Raw genomic sequence first — 25,653 nt, 5'->3', positions numbered from 1 at the left:
ATTATGAAGAAAGCTTTCGTTACAAAAGAACAGGTGGAAAGTATAGTTAAGAGCTTCCCTACACCTTTCTACATTTATGATGAAAAGGGCATAGTTGAGAATGCCAAGGCTGTATATGATGCATTTTCATGGAATAAGGGTTTTAAAGAGTACTTTGCTGTTAAGGCGACACCAAATCCAGTGCTTATGGATATTTTAATGAAGCAGGGCTGCGGATTTGACTGCTCCTCAGAGACAGAGTTAATGCTCAGTGAGGCAGTAGGAGCAAAGGGCACGGATATCATGTTTTCTTCAAATGATACTCCCCCTCAGGAATTTGTGTACGCAGACAAGCTTGGAGCAATTATTAATCTTGATGATTTCACTCATATAGATTTTCTTGAGAAGACAATTGGCAAGATTCCTGAGACCATTTCATGTAGATATAATCCAGGAGGAGTATTTACATTGAGTAATGGAATCATGGATAATCCAGGAGATTCCAAATATGGTATGACTAAAGACCAGCTTTTTGAAGCTTTCAAGATTCTTAAATCAAAGGGGGCAAAAAAGTTCGGTATCCATGCTTTTCTTGCAAGCAATACAGTTACGAACGAATATTATCCTCAGCTTGCTGGGCAGCTTTTTGAGCTTGCTGTAGAACTTCAGAAGGAAACAGGCTGTAAGGTATGCTTTATAAACCTCTCTGGCGGAGTAGGAATCCCTTATCTTCCTGATCAGGAGCCCAACGATATCAAGGCTATTGGAGATGGAGTAAGGGAGCAGTTTGAAAAAATACTTGTTCCTGCTGGAATGGGAGATCTTTCTATCTTTACAGAAATGGGAAGATTTATGATGGGGCCATACGGAGCTCTTGTGACCAAGGCTATCCATGAGAAACACATCTACAAGGAATACATAGGCGTAGATGCTTGCGCAGTTAATCTTATGAGACCAGCTATGTACGGAGCATATCATCATATTACTGTTCTTGGAAAAGAAAATGATGAGGCCATTTGCACCTACGACATTACGGGTTCTCTTTGCGAGAATAACGATAAATTCGCTATAGATAGAAAACTTCCTAAAATAGACAAGGGAGATTATCTGTTTATCCATGACACAGGAGCACATGGCTTCTCAATGGGATATAATTATAATGGAAAGCTTAAATGTGCTGAACTTCTTCTTAAAGAAGATGGAAGTGTTCAGCTCATAAGAAGAGCTGAAAAGCCAAGAGATTATTTTGCAACCTTTGATTGCCTTAGCGTTTCTGCCAAGCTTGATCATATCATGGACAGATAATAAGGATATTATAAAATGAGACAGCTTTTGGATGAGTTTATTTTTTATCTGCATACTGTAAAAAAGTGCTCTGATAACACAACTGCTTCCTACAAAAGAGACCTTCAGAAGATGCTGGAGTATATGGAAAACAGGGGAGTTACAGCTGTGGAGGATATGACTCAGGACAGGCTGTTTGCCTACATGGCTTCTTTAAACGAAGAGCATTTATCATCAAATACCATCATAAGGCATAATTCTTCTATAAAAGCCTTTTTCAGGTATCTTTTGGAGAATGGCAATATAACAGAAAATCCTGCAGAAAAGCTTAGAGCTCCTAGAGCTGTTAAGAATCAGCCCAGGGTACTAAGCGCCTATGAGGTTGATAATTTATTGTCCCAGAGCTTTTCAGATGATTACAAGGGAAAAAGAGATAAAGCTCTCCTTGAGATTATGTATGCAACCGGGCTTAAGGCTTCAGAAATAGTGGAACTTAAACTGAGTAATATAGACATGAGTCTTAACTGCATAAGACTTAGCGAAGACAGAGTTGTTCCTTACGGTAAAAAGGCAAGAGAAGCCTTGGATGATTATCTTTTGCATGCAAGGCAGGAACTTATAAGTGACAATGAAGCTTCAAGGGACAGAGTCTTTGTAAATTACAAAGGGGAGCCCATGTCCAGACAGGGACTTTGGAAGCTTATTAAAACCTATGCTGACAGGGCAGGGATAGATAAGGACATTACTTCATATACCTTAAGGCACTCCTTTGCAGTTCATCTTTTGGAGACGGGAGCGGACACTTTGGCGGTAAAAGAGATGATGGGCTTCACAGATGAAGCTACTCTGGCCAAGTATTCCAGCAAAAAAGGATTGTCCAAGGACCCATATGAGTGGGCAAGAATAAGAAACTAAACAAGATTAAGAATAATATACTAGAAAAGAAGGTAGCACTTGATTTAGGTGCTACCTTCTTTTTAAAAATCGTATTTAAAATAGTATTTTTTGATCAGGCAAGTTCTGCCATCTCAAGGATGAGTCTTTCTGTGTCATCCCATCCAAGACAAGGATCAGTAATGGACTTTCCATATATGCCTTCGCCAATCTTCTGGCTTCCTTCTTCCAAATAGCTCTCAATCATAACACCCTTAACAAGTGACTTGATATCAGAATTAAGGCTTCTGGAGTGAAGAACTTCCTTGGCAATCCTGATCTGTTCCTTGAACTGCTTGTTTGAATTATTGTGGTTACAGTCAATAATAGCAGCAGGATTAACAATCTCGCGCTGGTTGTAGAGCTGCATGAGAAGGCTTAAGTCTTCGTAATGGTAATTTGGTATAGACTGGCCATGCTTGTTAGAAGAACCTCTAAGTACGCAGTGAGCAAGAGGATTACCATTAGTCTTAACTTCGTAGCCTCTGTAAACAAAATCATGCTCCTGCTGAGCAGCATAAACTGAATTGAGCATGACACTTAATGTTCCGCTTGTTGGATTCTTCATACCTGCAGGAACATCGAAACCACTGGCTGTCATCCTGTGGGCTTGATCCTCAACAGATCTTGCACCTATGGCCACGTAGGAGAGAATATCTGCTACATAGCCCCAGTTCTCAGGATAGAGCATCTCATCAGCTGCTGTAAGACCAGATTCCTGAATGGCCTTGAGCTGCATCTGCCTCATGGCAATAAGTCCTGCATGGAAATCAGTCTTGCCTTCTGGATCTGGCTGAGAAGTAATTCCTTTATAGCCTTCGCCAGTTGTTCTGGGCTTGTTGGTATAGATTCTGGGTATGATAATAAGCTTATCTGAAACCTTCTCACTGACCTTGCCAAGGCGCTGAACGTACTCACAGACTGCGTCCTCCCTGTCAGCAGAGCAGGGACCTATGATCACAAGAAACTTATCACTCTTACCAGTAAAGACATCAGAAATCATCTGATCACGCTGAGCCTTGATAGCAGCCAGCTCTTTTGTAAGTGGAAATCTCTCCCTGATCTCATCTGGAGTAGGGAGCTTTTGTATATATTCAAAAGACATTTCTATAATCCTCCTAAAAAACGAAAATCTTGAAACACTATACCACTTTAAACCGCAAAAGTAAACTATGTATTTCTTATTCTGACAATATTTTTACTTGGTCAGCATTTAAATTATAGAGGTTTGCTACACATTTATCTAGTCTTTTTATGGTTTTAAGAACAATTTCCTCATCAAAAGACTGATCATTATTAGCATAATAATCTGATATCATTTTAGACATTTTAGTTATTTCTTTTCTGGTGACCTCATCGCAGATGGGGATTGGCAGAGTTTCCAGGGTTGACCTTAGAACTTTTAAATTCTTACAGGTGTGCCTGTAATAAAAGCTCATGGCACTGGAATTAAGGATTGCCATTATATAGTAATTTGAATAACCATTTACATGCGGAACCATGATATTTGCACTGTTTAATGACAATAAAGCATTTCTATCAAGGGCTACTACAGGCTCGTTTGCTATAAACCTGTAAAAGAGCTTATCCTGGGCCCTATAGAGACTTATTGGAGCAACCTGCTGGTATTTATCAGGCGAAAAAGCAGTATAGGTATTTCCTACAGAAATTGAGTATTTGGATATGTCTTTTCCCTTGATTATTGGCTCAAGGCCATTACTATAGGTGTCTGACAAAAGAGTGCTATTTGCTCCGGTCACAATACCAAGTGCAAAGTCACAATTATCCTTAAGGGTAAAATGTGGCACTTCATGCATTTTCTGAAGAATAGCATACTCTGAGTCGTCTGCTAAAATATTGAAATTATCAGAGTCTATGCGACTTTTTGGAACAACAAAGCTTCTGAGAAGACAAAGAGTTCTTCCACCTTTATTCTGCTTCTTGTAAAAGGACGCCTTTATATGAGAAATATAAAGGCCCTTTGTAAGCTGCAAAGTGATGCAAGGACACTGAACTTTATCAAAGGCTTCCCCCAGATAGCATAACTGCTTGATGCAGCTCATTTTTAATATATATTTCCTGATGCCACAGTGATAGTCAGAGGACAGGATTGTCTCTGGAAGCACAAAACATAGACTTTTTGAGCACTTTAAGGCTTTTTCTACAAAAAGAGTGAAAGACTCAGGCTTACCCTTGCCCTCAAAGGACTCAAAGAGCTTTTTTATGGCATTTATCTGAGGCCTTTTAAAAGCGTAGCCCCAGGGCGGATTCCCGATTACATGATCATAGGCAAGGGATTCTTTTTCTGTATCAAAAAGAAAATCTCTGCTGCGGATATTTGAAAATATTATATCAAGCTCATTCTGGCTGGTGATTTTGTATCTGATAGCTAAATTGATCCTTGCTATAGCTATAGCTGTGCTGTCGATATCATAGCCGTAAATATTGGAAAGAGGTACGTTTTCAGGAAGCCTTATAAGAAAATTACCCGTTCCGCAGGCAGGATCAAGGATCTTTTTGCCAGATATCTCTTTTGACGGAATATCGGCAAACACATTTTTAATAAGTTCATCTGCCACAAAGAAAGGAGTGTAGTAGGCTCCTGTAGACTTTTTGTCCTGCATAGAGCGAAGAGACAGATACAGCATTCCAAGGGTATCTTCCTTTGGGATAAGGACAAGCGGGTAGTTTTTTGTATGGCTATTGCAATCAAGGCCGGAAATCTTTTTGTTATAAGAAACATCAGATTGTGAAGAACTTTTAAGGCTCTTTAACAGGATTTTAGAGATATTCTGTGGCACGCCAGCCTTTTTAAGGAGACCATGGCTATAAGAGCAGAGAATATCTTTGATGTTATTTTTTGAAAAATCCTCACACAGAATGAGGTTTTTAATTGTTTTATAATTAGGAGAAGAAGCTGAAATATAAGATTTAGGTATAAAGTTTGAAGACTGCCGTGATTTATTGCGTCTGGATCTAAGATCAGTGGAAGACGCAAGCTCACTAGATTTATCAAGCACATCTTTTTGAGATAGCAAAAAGAAGGCCCCGTTTCGCTGGCCCTTAAGTTTCCCAAGCTTTATCCAGTTTTTGACAGTCGCAGAGCTCACTCCAAGAATTTCAGAGGCTTCTTTGACTGATAAAAGCTCACTTTTTTCCATAAATATAATTATGAGAAAATGCCAGAGAAAAGTAAAGTGGAAATTGACGTGTGTGATATCATATTATGAGTCTGGATGCTGAATCAGGCTATAAACTGGTGATTTGCATATTTCGCGAGCCGAATGAGAGGATAGATTTTATGAAATGTCATATATGCGGAAGAGAAAATGATGGAAAGGTCAGCTACTGTATTTATTGTGGCGCACCTATAAAAAACTATAAGAGAAAGAAAATGGCCGGTATAATAGCCGGTATATCAGGACTTGTCATCTTAGCGATTGTAGTATTTTCTGCTTTTGCGATCATAGATGACAGCAAAGGCATGAGAATGGACTATAGTAAGGACGAGAAGATTGTAAGGTATGCAGATATTAACGATATCGAGAACCCCAGGATCTTTATGGGAGACCACATTCTTTTTAGTGAGACCGGCGCTGTACTAGAGGACTTTTTTGAGAAAAATGCTTATTTTGATTATAACGATAATTATGATCACACTATGGCTGCGGTAGAAAATGATGATAAGCTATATTATGTAGATGGACAGCTAGAACCAAGGCCTATTGGCTATGATATATATAACTTTATAATGTGTAAAGATGGCGGATATATACTATGTGAAGGTAGTAGAGATGGATTGTTTGTTTACGATGTAGATAATGACAGCAGAATTCAGATAGCAGATAGCTGCTATAAATGCTCAATATCCTCCAATGGTAAGTATGTTGTTTTTTCTGATAATTATTTAGAAAAACAGGGAACTTGGATAGTTTCTTTGGACGATTCTGAGAAAACTAAAGTTTCAGATAAGGATCTTGGACCCATATATATTTCAAGAGATGGTAAAAGAGCTTTCTTTGAATATTATGATGATAGTTTGAAACTTATATTTTATTATAATGACGGAAAATGCGAATGCATTGGTTCTGCAGATAATATATGGGAAATAACTGTGAATGACGACTGTACCGATATGTTTTTAGCTGGTGGTAGTGGTTTATATTACTATAATTCAGAAATGGAGTCTTTGAAAAAACTACTAGATGATAATGCAAGAAATTATTACTTGGGAAAAGAAATAATTGGTGTAACTGGCAGTTTATCAGATATCAATGTTTGTGATGCTCCGACCTTCAGAAAATGCTTTATAACTGGCAACCACAGCTACTACTTTGAGGATGAGAATACAAGGCTTTTAAAACTTGATGGATTCGTGTATAAAGAACCATATAAAATAGATGAGGACTGCGGCTGGTTATATGAGAAAAACAATGGAATATTCCAGGCAGTAAGAGTTACCTCAGAAGGAACAGAATATATGGATATTCCTGGCGTAGACTTTAAGGTTAAAAGTCTAACCGGGGATGAAAACTGTGACACTCTCTGGCTTGTCAGCTCCGATAATGAGTTATATGAATATCACGATGGCAAGCTTAACTTTATTTCAACAGCTGAAAATGGCTACTATAATCTAAAATATGATAAATATGAAGAAAAGCTATTTTTCCTGGACGATGATTGCCTTTGCTCTGTAAAAAAAGGAGAAAAGCAAGTTGTAAGAGAGTATGATGGATGTAAATATGGTGTTGTAATAAAGTATATATATGATGATTTTATTGCAATTTCTGATGAGAAAAAGCGTGATGTGGTCAGGATTTTCGGCAATTATGTTGATGTAAACGAGTAAAGGGAGCATATGACTAGGAAAAGAAAGCCCTATGGCGGAATAAGTATTATTACAAAATACTTACAGGAACAATATGGAGAAAGAGGCGTTCTTGTTAAAAGAGGGCGGCCTATTGTCATGGATCAGAGATCTATGGAGGAAATCAGTGGCCGCAGGACCAGGAACTGTTCTGTTGTAGCTGTAGCAAGAGTAATTGACTACTACAGAAGAACTATGAAGCTTCCTGGGATTCCAGAGGATATTCGTGAAATATACAAGGATGTTGAGGAAATCGCAGAAAGCTACGGTTATACAGACAAGAGAGGGACAGTTCCATTCTTTATTTCTGGTATTGCCAAGGAAGCTTTTGCAAAATACGGCATAAAGACAAAATGCAGGGGAGTATATGTCTGGACCTTTGAGAAACAGGTGGTAAAAGAAATCTCAGAGGGAAGACCAGTTATAATGAACATAGCAAGGGGCTATTATAAGGACCATACTATAGTAGTTGCAGGTTATAGCATCTGGCGTGTGGGAGATAAGCTTTATCCTATGCTGAGAGTAGTTGATGGCTGGAAAAAGGGCTATCACTATATAGACTATGAAGCCTTTGCAAAAGATATATCCCAGTCATTATTTGGTTCATTTAATACGATTGTAGTAAAATGAAAAGGTAGAATTGCGAAAATGACTTATGTCATGGAGCAATTCGTATATCATATTCATGTAAATTACTGCCAGTAGTCATGGAGCAATTCGTATATCATATTCATATAAATTGCTGCCAGTAGTCATGTTTTTTTATGAGGGCCCAATATGAAGAAAAAAGTTCTTATAAGTGCTTCAATTCTTGTTGCAATTGCGGTGGTGATATTTCTTGTAGTAAGCCAGGTTAATTATGTAAAAGAGAATCCATCAAGGCGGGATGGGCAGATGGTAGAAGGCGCAGATGCTACAGACTTAGATGGAGTAAATGGGGAACTTGATGAAAACTATCAGGCAGCTAGCTCAAACTCCAAAAACACAGAAGCGGCCTCTGAGCGACAGGAAGCAGATAGCGCACTTATGGCGTCTTTAGAGTCAATGGGAGGAGCAGAGCCTGTTTCCAAGGACGTTGAAAGTGTTGAGGTAGTTCTTTTGCCTGAGGCAGTCACTATTGAAGAGGGAAATCTTGGCCTCTTTTATGGGAATGATGATTTTTCTGATATTATTCCGGTAGACATTCATTCCTTTTCTTCTGAAGAAATCCCAGAAAAATACGATTCAAGAGATGTAGATGGAAAAAACTATGTAACTCCTGTGGAAGATCAGGGCTATACATATCTGTGCTGGACCTATGCAGCTCTTGGCGCAATTGAAAGCGATATTTTAAAGCATTATCCTGAATTTTCAAGGAATGAACTTGACCTTTCAGAGAAACACCTTGCCTACTATAACATGCATAAAGCTGAAGGGTCAGTTAATGGATATATAGACGGAGACTACAGAGAATTCGTTAACGCAGATAACGAAGAAGGCGCATGGATCTTTGACTATGATACGAATTATGTTGCAACAGGCGGAGTAGCAGACTTTGTAATAAGCCTTCTGACAGCCTGGAAAGGGCCTGTTTACGAACAAGGGAATGATAGCTTTAACAGCATCTACGGAGAAAAATATCTTTTTAAGGATAATGCAAGCCTTCCTTCACCAGCTTATACTAGCTCTTTCCATGTGCAGAATGCCCTCCAGATATGTTCTAATATCGACAATAATAAAATGATAAAGCAGATGATAATGGAACATGGGGCAGTGACCTGCGGAGTTTGCGCAGACAGTAAGTTCTTTAGCGGACATAATCTGAATCTTTATTCTGATTTTGGAGGAGCTAAGATACCTACTGCAGACCATGAAGTCATGATTGTTGGATGGGATGATTCCTACAGCAGATTTAATTTCAGGATGACGCCGCCTTCTGATGGAGCCTGGATTTGCAGAAACAGCTGGGGCAACAACTCAGGCGAAAATGGATTCTTTTATCTATCCTATTATGACCAGACTACAGGCACGAACAACGTGGCAGCCTACGACATAGCCCTTGAGGGAGATGACGATTTCTATGACCACAATTATCAGGCAGCAGGCTTTATCACCTACATGATAAGTACGCTTGAAGATTCAGATAACTATGTTACAAGCTATAGTGCTTCCACAAATCCTTATGGAATGCTGTATACTGCAGCAGGAGATGAAAAGCTAGAGGCCATAGGCCTGATGGGACTTGATACTTACCAGCAGTATAAGTTTGATATTTATGTTAATCCCAGGGTAAAAGATAACGCGATTCAGTTTTCTGATTTAAAAGAGCCTGCGGCTAGTTTTAAAGGTAGTGCTATAAGTGGAGGCTTTCACACTTTTGAACTTGAAAAAGAGATAGACCTGGCAGCTGGGGATGAGTTCTTTATTCTGGTTAGTCCCTACACCCCAGGGCGAGTCGTTTTTGAGAGTGCTGTAGATGCCGTCAGTAAGCCCAATTATGATGAATGGAACAATCTGACAGGCAACGTTCATAACTGCTATAATGCCAGCGGATGCAGCTTTTATATATCAGGAGATGGAACAGGACTTAAAAGGCAGGAAGATAAGGACTTTTTTGTGAAGGCCTATACAACAGACAAATAATAAGCAATAAAAAAGAGGCGATAGGGAGTCGTCTCTTTTTTGTTCCACAAGATTTTTTGGGAGGAGGGCTGCTTAATGGGGAGTTAAGCAGCCCAGGTATGAAAAAAGTTTTGTTGGGGGAGTGAGAATTTTTATTCTCACTAAATATATCGGTGGGTAAATAAAAAACTTAACAGTATTTAGGGAAAAAATATTGCTAAATTATATACGTAATAACGATAATAATATTGTGCAAAAATGTCAGAACGGATGTTTGAAATTTTAAAGATAATGTGTTATATTGTGTTTAGTACAAAGAAAGGCACAAGATATGGCTAAGAATATAAAAGAAGTAGATGAGATTAGTACAACAGATAAGTTAAAAGCGCTTAAGACGCTTAAAGATGCTGGATTTAGAGTAGAATTTAGCGGAAGCGGAGTACCAACAGTTATCAGCCTCCATCTGGAAGATATGGACAAGGATCTTAAAAAGGTCAAGAAACTTCTTAAAGAGCTTAGATACAACGGAAGCTTTGGAGTTAGAGGCCCCAGGAAGACTGATGGATTATTATCTGAAGCTGGCGATACAGCTGCAGAAATTGAAGCTGAGGCACAGATTGAGGAGAGTACAGACAATTCTGAACAGATAGCTGCTTCAATAGAAGAAAATGAGATTCTTACAGCATAATGTATATCAGCCCTTACGGGCATAATAAAACCACCTATTTTGAATTAAATAGGTGGTAATTTTTTTGGGAGGAGGGGTCGACCAGTGGGGAGCCGATCGACCCGGTATGAAAAAAGTTTTGTTGGGGGAGTCAGAAGTTTTTTACTTCTGATAGATATATACTAGTATCTAAATATGGACAAAAAATGGACGATTTATAAATTAACCATAAAGTAAATCGAAATAATAAATAATCAAAGTACGATATATAGTTAATTATTGAATATTTCTTTGGGTTTTCAACGAAATATTGTATAATGGAACTAGGTATATGATGTTGTAGGAATGTTTTGCAAACACATAATATTGTGGTTTTAATCTGTGAAAGGCCAAATATGGATAGGTTTACAACACGGGATTTAGGTAATCAGAATGTTTCAATAGCAAGACTATCAACAGGCGAATGTGCTGCTGCGGCTGCTCATGCTGCAACTGCAGATCTTCTTTTCAGGATCAGACATGAGAGCGTAGAAATAGCAGGAACTACAAGTAAACTATGCCAGGTCCGTAGAAACGATGAAGGATGTGGCCCAAGAAAATCTGAGTATATCGCAAATTATGATGGGGGCAATCCTCCTGATATAAAAGATAAAGCCCAGATAATAGCTACTGTTTCATATATCGATGACTTTAATGCCATAAGCGAAAATGCTTTTGTGAGCCCTAGCCACCCCAATCTTTTTCTTACTGGAGGAGAGGGCATTGGTACGGCTTCAGGAGGTGCTGCCGGTTTTTTAAATGGTGAAGCCCTCATAGATGCAAATACCAGAAAGATGATCTTTGACACAGTTGGTGAGATATGCGAGGCGTCTGATGGTGCTCAGCTTCTTCTTATCACAATAAGATGCCCTGAAGGAATGATGATCGCTGCAAGTGCTGCCATGGGACAGACAACCTTTACTGGCGGAATATCAATAATTGGTGAGTATTCTAAGCTTTGCGCTGTTCATCAGAGAGATATAACAAAGTCTGTAGATGATCAGATAAAGAAGCAGGTTGATATAGGGGTAAAGAGCATTTTGGTTGCCCCTGGATCTTATTGTGCCGACCAAATTGATAAACAGCTTCACGTGCCTCTTAAAACGGCAGTGTACTGCTACAATTATCCTGGGCAGGCGATTGACAGCTGCGTTGCCAATGGAGTTGAGAATCTTCTTCTTGTAGGAAATGTGGGTAAGCTCGTTAAGCTTGCTGCCGGCATAACTAATACAAATTCCTATGCTTCTGATGGCAGAAGAGAGATATTTGCCGCTCATACAGCTATAGTTGGAGGAACGGCCAGTCAGGTTAGAACAGTCATGAACTGCACAACCTGTGATGAGATACTGGCTCTTTTTACCAATTGGGGTCTTAGGGACAGAGTGATGATGAGTGTTATGAATTCCATAAATGAATATGCAAATTCAAGGAGCAGAGGGAGACTAAATCTGGGCGTTGCTCTTTTTTCAGAAGAATTTGGACTTCTAGGGCAGACAGTAGGAACAAAAAATGTTCTCGTTAAGGTTTCACAGGAACAATTTGCATTGTCACTTAGGCTAAAATAGAGTATTCTATATAAGATACTATTTTTGTTAGGAGATATTGGGGAATGAGTAAGATAATTTTAACTGGAGACAGGCCAACAGGTAAGCTTCATGTAGGCCACTACGTAGGATCACTTCGTAGAAGAGTAGAGCTTCAGAATTCCGGGGAGTTTGATAAGATCTTTATTATGATCGCAGATGCTCAGGCGCTTACTGATAACGCAGACAACCCTGAGAAAGTCAGACAGAACATCATTGAGGTAGCGCTTGATTACCTTGCTGTTGGTCTTGATCCTGAGAAATCTACATTGTTTGTTCAGTCACAGATTCCAGAGCTTACAGAGCTTTCATTTTACTATATGAACTTGGTTACAGTTTCCAGACTTCAGAGAAATCCTACTGTTAAGTCTGAAATTGCTATGAGAAATTTTGAGACCAGCATTCCTGTAGGTTTCTTCACTTATCCAATCAGCCAGGCAGCTGATATTACAGCTTTCAAGGCTACAACTGTTCCTGTTGGAGAAGATCAGGAACCTATGATCGAGCAGTGCAGAGAAATTGTTCACAAGTTTAATTCAATCTATGGTGAGGCTTTGGTTGAGCCACAGATTCTTTTACCTGATAATGCAGCTTGTTTAAGACTTCCAGGCATTGATGGCAAGGCCAAGATGAGCAAGTCTCTTGGAAACTGTATTTACCTTTCAGAGGAGCCGGATTCCATCAAGAAGAAGGTTATGAGCATGTTTACAGATCCTAATCACCTTAGGGTTGAGGATCCAGGCCAGGTTGAGGGTAATCCTGTATTTATCTATCTTGATGCCTTTGCTAAAGATGAGCATTTCGCTGAATTTGCTCCAGAGTATGCTAATCTTCAGGAGATGAAGGATCATTACAGCCGTGGAGGGCTTGGTGATGTTAAGGTCAAGAAATTCCTTAACAATGTCCTTCAGACAGAACTTGAGCCTATCAGAAACAGAAGGAAAGAGTTCCAGAAGGATATACCATACGTTTACGAAGTACTTAGAAAAGGAAGCCAGGTAGCTGAGGAAGTTGCAGCTTCTACACTTAGAGATGTGAAGAATGCAATGAGAATCAACTATTTTGACGATAAAGAACTTATAGCTATGCAATCTGCAAAGTATGAGGAGACACAAGACTAATGAAAAACATCCTGTTTGTTGCTTCAGAAGGTGTACCATTCATTAAGACAGGCGGACTTGCTGATGTAGTAGGTTCTCTGCCCAAGGATATCGACAAGAGATATTTTGATGTTCGTGTAATCCTGCCGCTTTATAAGTGTATAAATCAGCAGCTCAGAGAGAAGATGGAATATGTTTCCAATTTCTATATGGACTTCCACTGGAAGAATGAGTATGTTGGTATTTTTAAAGCAGAAGTTGACGGGATAAAATACTACTTTATCGACAATGAGTTTTACTTTAACGGTATGAAACCATATGGAGATGATGTGCTTTTCGAGATTGAGAAGTTTGCATTTTTCTCCAAGGCAGCGCTGTCAATCCTGCCTGTCATTGATTTCAGACCTGATATTATCCATTGCCACGACTGGCAGACGGGTCTTGTACCTGTATACCTTAAGGAGAGATTCCAGGGAAGCGAGTTCTACAGGGGAATCAAGGCGGTTATGACTATTCATAACCTTAAATTCCAGGGCAAATGGGATATCAAGGCAGTTCAGGATATTACCGGTCTTCCGGATTATTATTTTACCCCTGACAAGCTGGGACTCTTTAAGGATGCCAACCTTCTTAAGGGTGGTATTGTATATGCGGATGCCATTACTACTGTAAGTAAGGCCTATGCAGAAGAAATCAAGACTCAGTTCTATGGTGAAGAGCTTGATGGACTTTTAAGAGCAAGAGCTGGCGACCTCAGAGGTATTGTCAATGGTATAGACTACGATGATTTCAATCCTGAGACAGACAAATACATTCCTTACAAGTACAATGCCATTAACTTCCGCAAGGAAAAGGTCAAGAATAAACGTGCCCTTCAGAAAGAACTTGGGCTTAAGGAAGATGATAAGTGCATGATGATCGGTATTGTTTCAAGACTTACTGATCAGAAGGGCTTTGATCTTATTAACTACGTTTTAGATGAACTTTGTCAGGATGCTATTCAGCTTGTTGTACTTGGTACAGGTACTGAGCAGTATGAGAATGCTTTCCGTCATTTTGACTGGAAGTATCATGACAAGGTTTCTGCAAATATTTATTATTCAGATCCTATGTCTCACAAGATTTATGCTGCGTCAGATGCATTTCTGATGCCTTCATTATTTGAACCATGCGGCCTTTCACAGCTCATGGCTCTTAGATATGGCACTATTCCTATTGTTCGTCAAACAGGCGGACTTATAGATACTGTAGAGCCGTATAATAAATTTGAGAGCACTGGAACAGGCTTTGGATTCCTTAATTACAACGCTCACGAGATGCTTGGAACGATCAGAGAGGCTGAGCATGTATATTACGATCAGAAACGTGAGTGGAACAAGATGATCGACAGAGCCATGGCAGTTGATTTTTCCTGGAAGGTTTCTGCAGAGAAATATCAGGAAATGTATGATTGGTTGAAGCCATGATAACAAGGACCTGGCAATTGTCAGGTCCTTCATTTTTGTTAAAATAGTTCATATGAAAAGAGTTTTTATAAGTTATGAATATTGATGCTGAAAATACTAGCAAAAAAAGAGGGCTTCTTATGCAGGCTGGAATTCTGGCAATGGCTGGGATCATCAGCAGGATAATAGGCCTTTTATATAGAAGCCCATTGGCAGCGATAATTGGCGATGAAGGAAATGGCTATTATACAGCAGCCTACGCCATGTATTCTATTGTGCTGCTTATTTCTTCTTATAGCATCCCATCAGCTATGTCCAAGATAATATCTTCAAGGCTGGCTCTTGGAGAATTTAAGAATGCCCATAAAATCTTTAAATGCGCACTGGTTTATGTCTCTATAGTGGGATTTGTAGGAAGTCTGATCCTGTTTTCGGGTGCGGATATTCTTGCTGCAGGGAGAAGCGCAGTAGTACTTAGATTTTTTGCTCCAACTATATTTATTTTTGGATTTCTTGGAGTATTAAGAGGATATTTTCAGGCTCATAAGACCATGATCCCGACATCTATATCCCAGGTTGTAGAGCAGGTCTTTAATGCACTTGTAAGTGTTGGTGGAGCATTATTTTTGACAAGGCTTGCAGGAGAGGCTGATACGTCCAAGAGAGCTATGTATGGCGCAATTGGTAGTGCTCTTGGCACAGGAAGCGGTGTTCTTGTAGCACTCCTTCTTATGATGCATGTCTATTACACAAACAGGAAGGAAATCAGAAAGCGCCTTGATAGTGACAAGGGTAAGGAGATATCAAGTAAAGAAATTTATAAGATGATAATTCTGATTGTCACTCCATTTATACTTAGTACTTTTATCTACAATCTTTCTACTTCTCTTAATGCGACACTTTTTAGCAGAATTCTTATGGATGTAAAGGAAATGGATGAAGCTACTGTAGCTGCCATGTACGGCGTTTTTAATGGCAAGTCTCTGGTTATTACAAATCTTCCAATTGCATTTGCAAGTGCTGCCTCAGCAGCCATGATTCCTGAAATATCAGGACTTTTCGCAAAGGGTGACAAGGAAGCTGCCAGCATGACAATATCCAAAGTGAACAAGATAATTCTTTTAATAGCTATTCCAAGTGCAGCAGGATTATTTGCACTTTCCAAGCCTGTCATGATGATCCTGTTCCCTCAGAAAGCATCTATTGATGAAGCTTCCATGCTTTTAAAGATACTAGCAGTAACAGTTGTCTTTTATGCCTTGTCTACAGTGTCAAATGCTGTACTTCAGGGAATAGGCAGGGTCAATATCCCTGTGGTCAATGCACTTATAGCCCTTATAATTCAGACAGCAACATTAAGCATTTTATTGCTAAAGACGAATCTTAATAATGTGGCTCTTTGCATTGCGACTATTCTTTATTCACTCCTGATGTGCATATTGAATTCAAGGGCACTAAAGAAGTCTATTGATACATCAAACAGCTTTAAAAAGACCTATGTACTTCCCACTATTTCAGCTGTAGTTATGGGAGTTTTTGCATATCTGACATACAGACTGGTTTCCTTTGGGGCTTATAAGAGCCTTAGACCAGTAGGTATTTCTTTTGATGAGTTTATGTATTCTGATTACTTCGTAAACGTAGTTGCCTCTGTTATTGCTATATTTGTAGCCATAATTGTTTATTTTGTTGTCCTTATCAGAACAGGCGGAGCTACGCAGGAAGAAATAAAGCGTTTTCCCAAAGGGGCTTCTATAGCAAGGCTTCTAAAGAGAATGCATATCCTTAAGTGAGATTTGAAATGAGGTGATGTGATGCGTATAAAAATGGGGACTATTATTTCCATTTTTGTATTGGCTTTTTTTATACAGGGATGCACTAAAGATACCAAATTAGAGAATACTGAATTTGATGGGACTAAGTACCTGCAGATCTCAGACCTTACAGAGGCTTTTTCTGATCTTGAAAATTATGCTCAAAGCGCAGAAGTTGTAGAAAATCCGGATTATGCTCTGAGTGTTCCAACATATATCACCAAGATAGATGGAATGTGGTTTATCGTAGACTGCTACCATAACAGAGTAGTTTATAATGACAACGTAGATGAATCCCTTACTGGTTTCGATATTATGTGTTCAGAGGCGGTCATGCCACACACCATAGCAGGGGATGGGACAGTTTATCTTATAGATGATACAGAAAATAACAGAGTACTTATCTATGAGAAGAGTAGCGGAAAATTTATCCTTACCCAGAAATTTGATAATATTGGAGTCAGACCCCATTTTACAGTTTATGATGAGGCTACAGATACCTTTTATGTCTGGAGCTCTGAAAGCGGGGAGCTATATTGCTTTAGGCATACCAAGGACTCCAGCAGAATGTATCTTACTGAGATCAGGAAAATAGACGAACTTGCGGATACCTATGTCAGGTCTTTTACCATAATAGATGGTGACATTTATTTTGTCTCAGGAATATCGGAAAAGGGAACAGCTCCCAGAATACTTAGGTGTGATCTAAAAAACCTGAAGATCAAAAAAGAATATCCCGTTCCAGATCAACTTGCGGGAATGGCGCAGCTATCATTTATTGAGGGGAAATACTATATTACTGTTTCAACTGATATTACAGGTAATCAGGATTACGCCACAATTGTAAGGACAGATTCTCTTGAGAATTTAGCAGAAGGAAAGTTTGAAGATATTTATTCCAGGTACTTTGTGGGTGGAGGAACTCCCTACTATATCACGAAGGTGGATGATACCTACTATTTGACTGAGCATAGGCTAGCCTCGCACTCTATCTGGAGTTTTAAGGTAAAGGATGGGGAAATATGCGATGTTCAGACGCTATACTGAGCATAGGCACGTATTTTTCGAAATTGTATTGGATGGATCCTGTAATTAGGGATTAGAATAATTTAGCAATAGGAGAGGAACAGCTATGAAAAAAGAAAATCTTAAAAAGTACACGGATTTTATAGTAAAAGAGACTACGGATCTTTTAAACATTGATTCACCAACAGGCTATACGTCTGAAGCTGCTGATTGGGTAAAAAAGGAATTTGAAAAGCTGGGTTTTGAGGCTAAGCTTACCAATAAAGGCGGCGTGATCGTAGATCTTGGAGGGAAAGACAAAAAGGACGGACTTTTACTTGAAGCTCATACAGATACACTTGGTGGCATGGTAGCTACTATAAAGTCAAATGGAAGACTTCAGCTTACTAATCTTGGCGGCATGAATCCAAATAATGCAGAAACAGAGAATGTAAGAGTAGTCACAAAGTTTGATGGCATCTATGAAGGCACATTCCAGCTAAACAATGCATCTATCCATGTTAATGGTGACTATGATGACACAAAGAGAACATGGGAGTCCTGCGAGGTAGTTCTTGATGAAGACGTTAAGACCAAGGAAGATACTGAAAAACTAGGAATTTCAGTTGGAGATATTGTCTGCTTTGAGCCTAATGTGAGAGTTACAAAGTCAGGATATATCAAATCAAGATTTCTTGATGATAAGCTGAGCGTAGGAATACTTCTTGGTCTTGCCAAATATATAAAGGACAATAAGATAAGTCCAAAGAGAGCCCTTTATGCTCATATTACTGTTTATGAGGAAGTTGGCCATGGCGGATGTGGAAGCGTTCCAGAGGGTTGCACAGAAGCTATCTCAGTAGATATGGGATGTGTTGGAGAAGGCCTTACCTGTACTGAGAAACAGGTTTCAATCTGTGCCAAGGATAGCGGTGGCCCTTACAGCTATGAAATAGTAAAGGCGCTTACCAAGGCTGCCAAGGATAGCGGCGCTGATTATGCGGTTGATATTTATCCTCATTATGGAAGTGATGTAGAGGCAACTCTTCGTTCTGGTAATGATCTTAGACATGGACTTATCGGTGCTGGTGTTTATGCTTCCCACGGATATGAGAGAAGCCACAGAGATGGAGCAGAGAATACATTAAGACTTCTTATCAAGTACTCTCTATAATAGTATTATGAAAATATAAAGAAAGAGCGCAGCCTCAAGAGTATGAGGAAGCGCTTTTACTTTATTTTAAGTATTATTTTGCAGTTTCTTTTCCTGTTCCTTGCGGCCACGTTTCATAGCATACATATGCTCATCTGCACGACCAATCGCTTTACTTATATCACCATTGGATTCGTAGGTTGAAGTGTAGGTTCCGATGCTGGCTGATACTCTAAAGCCCAGATCCTGACTTGCAGCTTGCAATTTTTCATCTATATCTGCGCAGATTTTTTCTATATCAACGTCACCTACCATAAGAGAGAACATCTCATCACCACCAGCTCTTACGCAGATTGCATCATCAGGAACGGATTTCTTAAGGGCTGTTGCTACGGCCTTTATAGCACTATCACCTGCCATGTGCCCCATATTGTCATTTATTTGCTTGAGCCCATCAAGGTCAAGCATGATTACATTTAGCATCTTACCCTTGTTATTAGTCTTGCTAAACAAGTCATTGACCTTTGAAATAAAGGCCAGCCTGTTGTACAAACCTGTAAGTGCATCACTCTCATACATTTTCTGAATCTTATCCCTTAGATATTGCTGATAATTTGTTACAACATATCCGCCGATACTCATTTCAAAGCAGTTTGTGAGATTTGGAGTTTGATTATAGTCAATCAGCATAGTTCTGGGATAGGAGTAGCATACAAACCCAGGGCATTTATCCAAATAAATAAGACTGTTGAAGATAAGTGGCTGACCAATTTTCAGGATCTCGTCAAGGTGAGGGATAATCTCTGCTTCATTGTAGGGAAAAGACTTGTCGGAATCACTATAGGAGTCATATACAACAATTTTCTCCCCATCCTTTATATCATCATAGAAAAAATTGTGATCCATGTTAAAGCAGGACTTTTCTACTACAACCTGAGCATATTTGGCATGGTTTTCTTTGAGATACCTTATACTGTTTCCCAGCTCTTTTCCCATCATAAATTTGGAAATTACATTCTGATAGACATGGATTTCATCTTCGTGGTGGTAAAAGAGATTATTAAGCTCGCTGACTGTTGTAATTATATGATGATCTTCTCTGGGACAACCGCAGGACTCATTGGCTATAAAAATAGGTTTAACTTTCTTTTGCTCATTAGTTTTACCAGATAATACATCAAGGAGCGATTCCATAACGGCGTGAGCCATTTTTTCATTGTCGCAGACTGCTGTAGTAATAGCGGGAGAGGCAAGGAAAGCTTCGTCGATTCCATCAAAACCTGAAACAAGGATGTCTTCAGGAACTTTTAGGCCTGCTTCATTTAAAACATCGCAGACGTTGATGGCCATGATATCATTGGCACAGATGATCGAATCAGGGAGAACATCTCTTTTTAACAGTTCATTAGTTGCTGCCCTGCAGGGAAGTGCCCAGAAATCACCATAGCTTACCATACTCTCATCAAAGGGCATGTTATTTTCAGCTAAAACCTTTTTGAATATATCAAGTCTCTCTTCGGAAAAAGCATTATTCTTGTGACCTGCCATAAAATGCGGGCGTTTAACTTTGTGAAACTCTAAAACGTGTCTTACAACCTGCTCAAAACCGCCAGCATAGTCATAACAAACAGAAGTAACACCTTCATAATGGCCATCAACCACTATGACAGGTACCCCTGCATTTTTGGCTTTATCTATTATGCCTTGAGTTACGCTTTTTACCTTGATCTTTTCATTCATGATCACTACGACATCAACTTTATCGTAGGGGATCAGGTTAAAGACCGCTGTTTCAGCTGACTCATTATTGGTAATCCCTATTTCGGAATTCATGGCATATATAAAAAGCTGGCAGTTGTTATCTGGCATCAGCTTACCAAGTTCAGACAGGAAGGTAAATTCCTGGGATTCATAGATTCTATATGTACATAGGGCAATTATCTTTTTACCGTTGATCATCTCTTGTAACCCCTCAAAACTGTACTAGAGTATTCATTCTAAAACGAAAGCTTATCTATAATTTTATATACTTTTTATATTTATAACAATAGGATTATCTTGTACACTTTTGAGGCTATTGAGGTTTTGGCAGTTGCAAATAGATAGCGCGCAATGTAAAATGTAGCAGTGCCTCAGCCTTTGATAGTTCGAGGCACTTATCTTGAGTAACAAGGGGAAAATCTGATGTGTAGGTATATGCTGCATATCTGATCAGTATAGGAATGAAAGACCATCTTTTAGCCATTAGAAATGGAGATAAACTAACACTTAGAGAAGAAATTCTTCTGATAATAAGACTCTCTTTGCCAGCAATCCTGGCTCAGCTATCATCGGTTATCATGCAATATATAGATGCCTCAATGGTAGGGCATTTGGGACCAAATGAATCTGCGGCTATCGGGCTTGTGACCAGCACAACATGGCTTATTGGAGGTCTTATGACGGCTGCCAGCATGGGCTTTACTGTTAGTGTCGCTCACAAGATAGGAGCCAGAGATGAAGCTGGAGCAAGAGCTATTGTTAAGTGGGGATTATTGTGCGTTCTTGGCTTTGGCATTGCACTTATGGCGGTTTGCGTATCAATCAGCCAGTTTCTCCCAACCTGGATGGGAGGAGCAGTCGAAATCAGAAGAGACGCTTCAGCCTATTTTTTGGTATATGCACTGACAATTCCTGTTCATGAAATGCTCTACATATCTCAGGGAATGATACAAAGTAGCGGAAATATCAAGGTCCCAAGCATACTTAGCGTTATAATGTGTGGCCTTGATGTCCTTTTTAATGCGCTGCTTATCCCAATCCTTGGTGTTGTGGGCGCAGCTCTTGGTACATCTATATCGATTGTGATAACAACTGTGATAATGATGTATATATTACTAGTCAAGTCTCCAATGCTTCATCTTTTAGGGAGAAAAGAAAAAGAGAAGTCTTCGTTTTACTCCTTTGTAGGAAAAGATATACCACATGCTCTTAAGATAGCTATACCCGTTGCTGTAGATAATATAATAATGGGCTTTGCCTATGTGGCTTTTACTAGAATTGTTTCTCAGTTTGGAACAGAGGCGGTGGCAGCCAATTCTTTTTCCATAACAGCAGAGAGCCTTTGCTATATGCCGGGCTTTGGAATTGGAGTTGCGGCTACCACGATTGTAGGACAGTGCATAGGTGCTAGGAGAAGAGATGAGGCAAAGCGCCTTGGATGGATGTGTGTGATCCTGGGCATGGCTGTTATGGGCTTTAGCGGATTTTTGATGTGGGTGTTTGCACCTCAGATGATAGGAATACTATCACCAGATCCTACGATAAGAGTTCTTGGAACAGAAATACTAAGGATCGAGGCCTTTGCTGAATTATTCTATGGCGCAGCCATTACTGCAGCCGGAGTATTTAGAGGGGCAGGTGAAACCCTTCTATCAAGCATTTTAAACCTTGCAAGTGTTTGGATGGTCAGAATCCCACTGGCAATTTTCCTGGGATCAAGGTATGGTCTTAAGGGTGCCTGGATTGCTATGTGTACAGAACTGTGCGTAAGAGGCTTGTTGTTCCTTATCAGAATGTTTTTATGGAATAAGAGAAAAAAGATATCTAATTAAAGTAAGCTCCGCTATGAAGTAGACTTTTGGGTTTAGTCTTATTCATAGTGGAGCTTTTTAATGATTGATATGAAATATGTCAGCTGAGATGACCAGTTGCTTGGATATAATTAAGAATTACATCAGTTGAGTATGAATTAGTCACTGATAAGTTTAAGCGATGAAATATCAGGAGCAATAGCCATGGAGTAGTTTGTGTAATATACAACAAATCCGGGCTTGGCGCCTCCTGGCTTTTTTACTTCTTTTCTCTGAACGTAGTCTATTTCAACTTTTTCCTGGACCTTTCCCTTAGAGTAGAAGGCAGCAAGGGCTGCAGCCTCTTCAAAGGCCCTGTCTGGGACTTCTTTACCCTTAGTTATAAGAACTACGTGGGATCCGGGAATCTTTTTGGCATGGAACCACCAGTCGCCACCGTTAGCAGTTTTAAAGGTAAGTTCATCATTCTGAATATTATTTTTTCCAACGAATATATCAAAACCATCGCTTGATAGATAGTGGAAGGGTTTACTTGTGATCTTTTCACGTCGGCCGTTTTTGCCAGAAAAGTGCTGCTTGATGTAGCCGCTCTGTGCAAGCTCTAGCTTGATCTGTGATAAGTCTTCTTCCTTCTGGGCTATTTCAAGAGCAGTCTGAATGGACTCAAGCTGGTCAATAGCCTCTTTTGTTTCCCTCATCTGCTCATCTAAGGCTTCAGCAGTTCTCTTTAGCTTTGTATATTTGTCAAAGTACTTCTTGGCATTCTGAGAAGGTGTAAGAGTAGGATCTAAAGTTATGGTCACATCTTTGCCAGTGTTATAGTCATTTACAGTTATTTTTTCTGCTCCGGGCTCAGCACTGTAGCCGTAAACTGTAAGAAGCTCTCCATAAATCCTGTACTTGTCCTTTTTCTCGCTGTCTTTCATCTGCTTGAGCTGAAGGTCATATTTGCGGACATTTCGCTCAAGGGCAGTCTGAACAATCTTTCTAAGATCAACAGACTTCTGACGGATACGGGTAACTACATTCTTTTCAGCATAGTAGTTTTGAAGAAGAGTAGATATATTCTCAAAGAGAGTGTAATCATATCCGCCATTAGTTCCTTCGCTATTTACTTCTATATCCTGCGACTTTTCAGCATTCTCTGAAACACCGTACAATGTCAGCGGAATAGAGCAATACTCCTTGGGAGCATCATTTTCATAAATTATGGCAGGAGTAAAAGAGCCATTTCGAACAAGCTCCATTACATCATTATATGCTCTATATACAGCTATAGATTCAGTAGTATCAAGCGCAATTGCAGATTTGTCTGCATCAACGCCGCTTCTATAACAGATTTCCTGAGCTACGATAGGAGAAAGTCCTGTATAGCTTGAATAAATAGCCTTAAATAAAGGCATGCCTTTACTCAGGACACAGCTTGAAAACTCATCAGCAGTTGTAGTAAGAGGATTAGCCTTATCCTGAGAAGGAATGAAGTATTCTCTTCCTGGGAGAACCTCTCGTACAGAGCTTACAGAAGCAGGAATATGCTTAATACTATCAATTATAATATTGTTTTCATCTGTAAAGATTATGTTACTGTATTTGCCCATTATCTCTATGAGGAGAACCTTATGCCTTAGATCACCCATTTCATCTAAGTGCTCAACCTCAAACCTGATGATTCTCTCAAGTCCACCAGGCTGAGTAATAGACATGATCCTTCCATTCTGGATATGCTTTCTAAGAAGCATGCAGAAATTAGGGGCAGTCATAGGAGAAGCCTTAGTCTCATCCGTTAAATATGTAAGTGGTAGAGACGCATCAGCAGATAAAACCAGCTTGACCTGCTTAATCCCAAACTTCTCCGCATTCTCATACGAAAGCTTAACCGTAATAAAAAGCTCATCACTTTCAGTCTGAGCAATCTTATATATACGACCACCAACCAAGTAGTCATTAAAATCTCTAGTCAGATTTGCAATTGTAATTCCATCAAAAGCCATAACACTAAAACCTCATCAACAAAAATTACCGCCTGCGACACCATCGCCGCCGCTATCACCTAGCATCTTATTCTACACTATAATCCTCACCTCTACAAATAACCCCGCATCACCCCTCCACTTTTTTGCATTCACAAAAAGTGAACGATGGGGCCTCGCTGTTCAAGAAAGATTTTTTTGGCGTAAGAAAGAACTGCGGATTTAAGAGCTTTCCCAAAGTGTCCCAAAATCCTGCTTACGAATTACCTGTCCGAGGCTCGTCCTGGCCTCCTACGGCAAGAGATTTAATCTCGCTCGCGATCAAAAAGTGCGCATTTTCTCAGATGCTCCCGCAGCCTTTCTTTCAATGCGCATGCTGCAGCGTAAACTTGCAGGACGGTCAGAAGTATTACAATAGAAAATGCCATAGCCCGCATAGCGGGCATAACAAAAAATGCGAAATCAACTTCTTTAAGTACACTAAGAGATTGATTTCGCATTTTTTTATGACGCAAGGCGTCAAATGGCATTTTCTTTAGATATCTTTTTCCGCCGTCCTGCTTCAAACAACGCTTCGCATGCGCGGGAAAGGCTGCTTTGGGAGCATTAGAAAATGGAACTTTTTGCTAACGCTCGCGAGTATTAAATCCACCCGCCTAAGAAGTTCCAGGACGAGCCGAGTTTAATTCGTAGGATTTTGGGGCATCTTTGGGAATGCCTTAAATCCCAGCGAGAGAACCGACAAAAAAATCTTTCTGAACAAGAGGCCCCTGTTTGGCATTTAGTGGTGGGCAAAAAGTGGAGGGAGTTTCAGCCCTTCAGGAAGGTGAGGATGCGGTCGCGGTAGTCGGGGGCGGTGTCGAAGGCGGCGTGGCCGTAGCCGATGTACATGAAGAGCTTGAAGTCGGGACGGTAGTCAAGGTTTTCGGCTATCTCCATGGTGGCATCGCTGTCAAGGACTTCGTCTTCGAAGACGCCCATGGCAAGAGTTGGACACTGGATTTTCTTGAGGCCAGAAGAAATGTCAAAACCAATTATGGCACTTGCCAGGATTACAAAGCGTTCGAGATCCTTGGTGCTTACTGTGTTACTGATGTCATTGAAGTAGTCTGAGTATTCTGAGTAGATTTCTGGCGGATAGACCTCTTTGGCAAATTTCTGGTAGAGAGAGTGGGCATCACCATTTTTTGCTAGTTCGATCCAGCTCTCTAGCACCTTTGCCTGTGCTGGCCTTATGTGAGATGAAGTTGAACCAAGAACAAGCTTTTCTACAAGATCAGGATAGTTTATGGCAATTACCATAGCTATCATTCCTCCTTGGGAGGCTCCGAAAATACTCACCTTAGATAGGCCAAGCTTTTTTATGGCCTCTGCTGTGTCTTTTGCCATATCAAAAATAGAGTAGCCTTCTGGAATGTCACTTCTCCTGTCAAAAACATAAACAGTAAAATCGTCCTCCATCATCTGATACTCAGCTGCTACTGTATTGGCTGCCCCCATAACACTCTGGATACTAAGCCCAGGTATGATAACAAGATTTCTTTTTCCATTTCCAAACTTGAAATAATCCATGGAAAAATCCTGTGTTACAACTTTGCTTACTTCTGTCATTTATTATTTTCCTCCGTCATAAGAAATTAA

The 25,653-nt window shown here is 39.8% G+C and carries 18 protein-coding genes; 13 read left to right on the top strand and 5 right to left on the bottom strand.

Going from position 1 to position 25,653, the window contains the following annotated elements; translation table 11 throughout:
* Positions 1-3: 3 nt before the first annotated feature.
* Together BLO53_RS09185 and BLO53_RS09180 are read left to right on the top strand one after the other, a co-directional pair.
* Positions 4-1,284 carry a diaminopimelate decarboxylase gene (locus tag BLO53_RS09185; RefSeq protein ID WP_330388859.1) on the top strand — a complete coding sequence of 427 codons (1,281 nt, stop codon included), beginning with the start codon at positions 4-6 and terminating at the stop codon, positions 1,282-1,284.
* A 15-nt stretch (positions 1,285-1,299) separates the two neighbouring features.
* Entirely contained in the window at positions 1,300-2,178 is an 879-nt protein-coding gene (locus tag BLO53_RS09180; RefSeq protein ID WP_092060777.1) for a tyrosine-type recombinase/integrase, read from the top strand.
* Positions 2,179-2,272: 94 nt separating this feature from the next.
* On the opposite strand, the gene BLO53_RS09175 is transcribed toward BLO53_RS09180, so the two are convergent.
* Positions 2,273-3,301: a 3-deoxy-7-phosphoheptulonate synthase gene (locus tag BLO53_RS09175; protein WP_026489780.1), complete on the bottom strand. Its 1,029-nt coding sequence runs from the start codon at positions 3,299-3,301 to the stop codon at positions 2,273-2,275.
* A 76-nt stretch (positions 3,302-3,377) separates the two neighbouring features.
* Positions 3,378-5,357, bottom strand: coding sequence for a TaqI-like C-terminal specificity domain-containing protein (locus BLO53_RS09170; RefSeq protein ID WP_092060775.1), 1,980 nt, complete (start codon positions 5,355-5,357; stop codon positions 3,378-3,380).
* 140 nt (positions 5,358-5,497) lie between these two features.
* Here BLO53_RS09170 and BLO53_RS09165 point away from each other — a divergent pair, with 140 nt between their 5' ends.
* The 10 genes from BLO53_RS09165 (at position 5,498) to BLO53_RS09120 (ending at position 18,491) form a co-directional block, all read left to right on the top strand.
* Positions 5,498-7,045: a TolB family protein gene (locus tag BLO53_RS09165; RefSeq protein WP_092060773.1), complete on the top strand. Its 1,548-nt coding sequence runs from the start codon at positions 5,498-5,500 to the stop codon at positions 7,043-7,045.
* 9 nt (positions 7,046-7,054) lie between these two features.
* Entirely contained in the window at positions 7,055-7,693 is a 639-nt protein-coding gene (locus BLO53_RS09160; protein ID WP_092060771.1) for a C39 family peptidase, read from the top strand.
* A 147-nt stretch (positions 7,694-7,840) separates the two neighbouring features.
* A complete protein-coding gene (locus BLO53_RS09155) occupies positions 7,841-9,685 on the top strand; it encodes a C1 family peptidase (RefSeq protein WP_092060769.1) in 1,845 nt (614 codons plus the stop codon).
* A 310-nt stretch (positions 9,686-9,995) separates the two neighbouring features.
* Complete coding sequence (locus BLO53_RS09150) at positions 9,996-10,352, top strand: hypothetical protein (protein WP_092060767.1); 357 nt, start codon at positions 9,996-9,998, stop codon at positions 10,350-10,352.
* A 374-nt stretch (positions 10,353-10,726) separates the two neighbouring features.
* Positions 10,727-11,935, top strand: coding sequence for a cobalt-precorrin-5B (C(1))-methyltransferase (locus BLO53_RS09145; protein ID WP_092060765.1), 1,209 nt, complete (start codon positions 10,727-10,729; stop codon positions 11,933-11,935).
* A gap of 44 nt (positions 11,936-11,979) precedes the next feature.
* On the top strand, positions 11,980-13,074 hold the full coding sequence (gene trpS, locus BLO53_RS09140; protein WP_092060763.1) for a tryptophan--tRNA ligase: 1,095 nt from the start codon (positions 11,980-11,982) through the stop codon (positions 13,072-13,074).
* Positions 13,074-14,519, top strand: a complete 1,446-nt coding sequence (glgA, locus tag BLO53_RS09135) for a glycogen synthase GlgA (RefSeq protein ID WP_092060761.1) — start codon at positions 13,074-13,076, stop codon at positions 14,517-14,519. The genes trpS and glgA overlap by 1 nt, the downstream gene beginning before the upstream one ends.
* Before the next feature lie 74 nt (positions 14,520-14,593).
* Positions 14,594-16,291: a putative polysaccharide biosynthesis protein gene (locus BLO53_RS09130; protein ID WP_092060759.1), complete on the top strand. Its 1,698-nt coding sequence runs from the start codon at positions 14,594-14,596 to the stop codon at positions 16,289-16,291.
* A 21-nt stretch (positions 16,292-16,312) separates the two neighbouring features.
* Positions 16,313-17,359 carry a hypothetical protein gene (locus BLO53_RS09125; protein WP_092060757.1) on the top strand — a complete coding sequence of 349 codons (1,047 nt, stop codon included), beginning with the start codon at positions 16,313-16,315 and terminating at the stop codon, positions 17,357-17,359.
* A gap of 85 nt (positions 17,360-17,444) precedes the next feature.
* Entirely contained in the window at positions 17,445-18,491 is a 1,047-nt protein-coding gene (locus BLO53_RS09120; RefSeq protein ID WP_092060755.1) for a M42 family metallopeptidase, read from the top strand.
* Between the two features lie 66 nt (positions 18,492-18,557).
* On the opposite strand, the gene BLO53_RS09115 is transcribed toward BLO53_RS09120, so the two are convergent.
* Positions 18,558-20,429 (bottom strand): diguanylate cyclase domain-containing protein, encoded by a 1,872-nt coding sequence (locus tag BLO53_RS09115; RefSeq protein WP_092060752.1) that lies wholly within the window; start codon positions 20,427-20,429, stop codon positions 18,558-18,560.
* 263 nt (positions 20,430-20,692) lie between these two features.
* Here BLO53_RS09115 and BLO53_RS09110 point away from each other — a divergent pair, with 263 nt between their 5' ends.
* Positions 20,693-22,063: an MATE family efflux transporter gene (locus BLO53_RS09110; RefSeq protein WP_092060750.1), complete on the top strand. Its 1,371-nt coding sequence runs from the start codon at positions 20,693-20,695 to the stop codon at positions 22,061-22,063.
* Between the two features lie 137 nt (positions 22,064-22,200).
* Here BLO53_RS09110 and BLO53_RS09105 read toward each other — a convergent pair whose 3' ends face one another.
* Complete coding sequence (locus BLO53_RS09105) at positions 22,201-24,033, bottom strand: Rqc2 family fibronectin-binding protein (protein WP_092060748.1); 1,833 nt, start codon at positions 24,031-24,033, stop codon at positions 22,201-22,203.
* Positions 24,034-24,822: 789 nt separating this feature from the next.
* The gene (locus tag BLO53_RS09095) at positions 24,823-25,623 is read right to left on the bottom strand and encodes an alpha/beta fold hydrolase (RefSeq protein WP_092060744.1); all 801 of its coding nucleotides are present in this window, start codon (positions 25,621-25,623) and stop codon (positions 24,823-24,825) included.
* Positions 25,624-25,653: the final 30 nt, after the last annotated feature.

The sequence above is a fragment of the Butyrivibrio sp. INlla14 genome, from assembly GCF_900102515.1.
GTDB lineage: Bacteria > Bacillota > Clostridia > Lachnospirales > Lachnospiraceae > Butyrivibrio.
Note: the sequence above shows the minus strand (reverse complement) of the source record. Positions and strands in the feature narration are given on the sequence as shown.

Bases quoted from the DNA above. Each gene is read 5' to 3' on its own strand.
- BLO53_RS09175 (WP_026489780.1), bottom strand. From the start codon at position 3,301: ATGTCTTTTGAATATATACAAAAGCTCCCTACTCCAGATGAGATCAGG.
- BLO53_RS09150 (WP_092060767.1), top strand. From the start codon at position 9,996: ATGGCTAAGAATATAAAAGAAGTAGATGAGATTAGTACAACAGATAAG.
- BLO53_RS09180 (WP_092060777.1), top strand. From the start codon at position 1,300: ATGAGACAGCTTTTGGATGAGTTTATTTTTTATCTGCATACTGTAAAA.
- BLO53_RS09120 (WP_092060755.1), top strand. From the start codon at position 17,445: ATGAAAAAAGAAAATCTTAAAAAGTACACGGATTTTATAGTAAAAGAG.
- BLO53_RS09185 (WP_330388859.1), top strand. From the start codon at position 4: ATGAAGAAAGCTTTCGTTACAAAAGAACAGGTGGAAAGTATAGTTAAG.
- BLO53_RS09160 (WP_092060771.1), top strand. From the start codon at position 7,055: ATGACTAGGAAAAGAAAGCCCTATGGCGGAATAAGTATTATTACAAAA.
- BLO53_RS09110 (WP_092060750.1), top strand. From the start codon at position 20,693: ATGAAAGACCATCTTTTAGCCATTAGAAATGGAGATAAACTAACACTT.
- BLO53_RS09145 (WP_092060765.1), top strand. From the start codon at position 10,727: ATGGATAGGTTTACAACACGGGATTTAGGTAATCAGAATGTTTCAATA.
- BLO53_RS09170 (WP_092060775.1), bottom strand. From the start codon at position 5,357: ATGGAAAAAAGTGAGCTTTTATCAGTCAAAGAAGCCTCTGAAATTCTT.
- BLO53_RS09155 (WP_092060769.1), top strand. From the start codon at position 7,841: ATGAAGAAAAAAGTTCTTATAAGTGCTTCAATTCTTGTTGCAATTGCG.
- BLO53_RS09115 (WP_092060752.1), bottom strand. From the start codon at position 20,429: ATGATCAACGGTAAAAAGATAATTGCCCTATGTACATATAGAATCTAT.
- BLO53_RS09130 (WP_092060759.1), top strand. From the start codon at position 14,594: ATGAATATTGATGCTGAAAATACTAGCAAAAAAAGAGGGCTTCTTATG.
- BLO53_RS09165 (WP_092060773.1), top strand. From the start codon at position 5,498: ATGAAATGTCATATATGCGGAAGAGAAAATGATGGAAAGGTCAGCTAC.
- BLO53_RS09095 (WP_092060744.1), bottom strand. From the start codon at position 25,623: ATGACAGAAGTAAGCAAAGTTGTAACACAGGATTTTTCCATGGATTAT.
- BLO53_RS09125 (WP_092060757.1), top strand. From the start codon at position 16,313: ATGCGTATAAAAATGGGGACTATTATTTCCATTTTTGTATTGGCTTTT.
- trpS (WP_092060763.1), top strand. From the start codon at position 11,980: ATGAGTAAGATAATTTTAACTGGAGACAGGCCAACAGGTAAGCTTCAT.
- glgA (WP_092060761.1), top strand. From the start codon at position 13,074: ATGAAAAACATCCTGTTTGTTGCTTCAGAAGGTGTACCATTCATTAAG.
- BLO53_RS09105 (WP_092060748.1), bottom strand. From the start codon at position 24,033: ATGGCTTTTGATGGAATTACAATTGCAAATCTGACTAGAGATTTTAAT.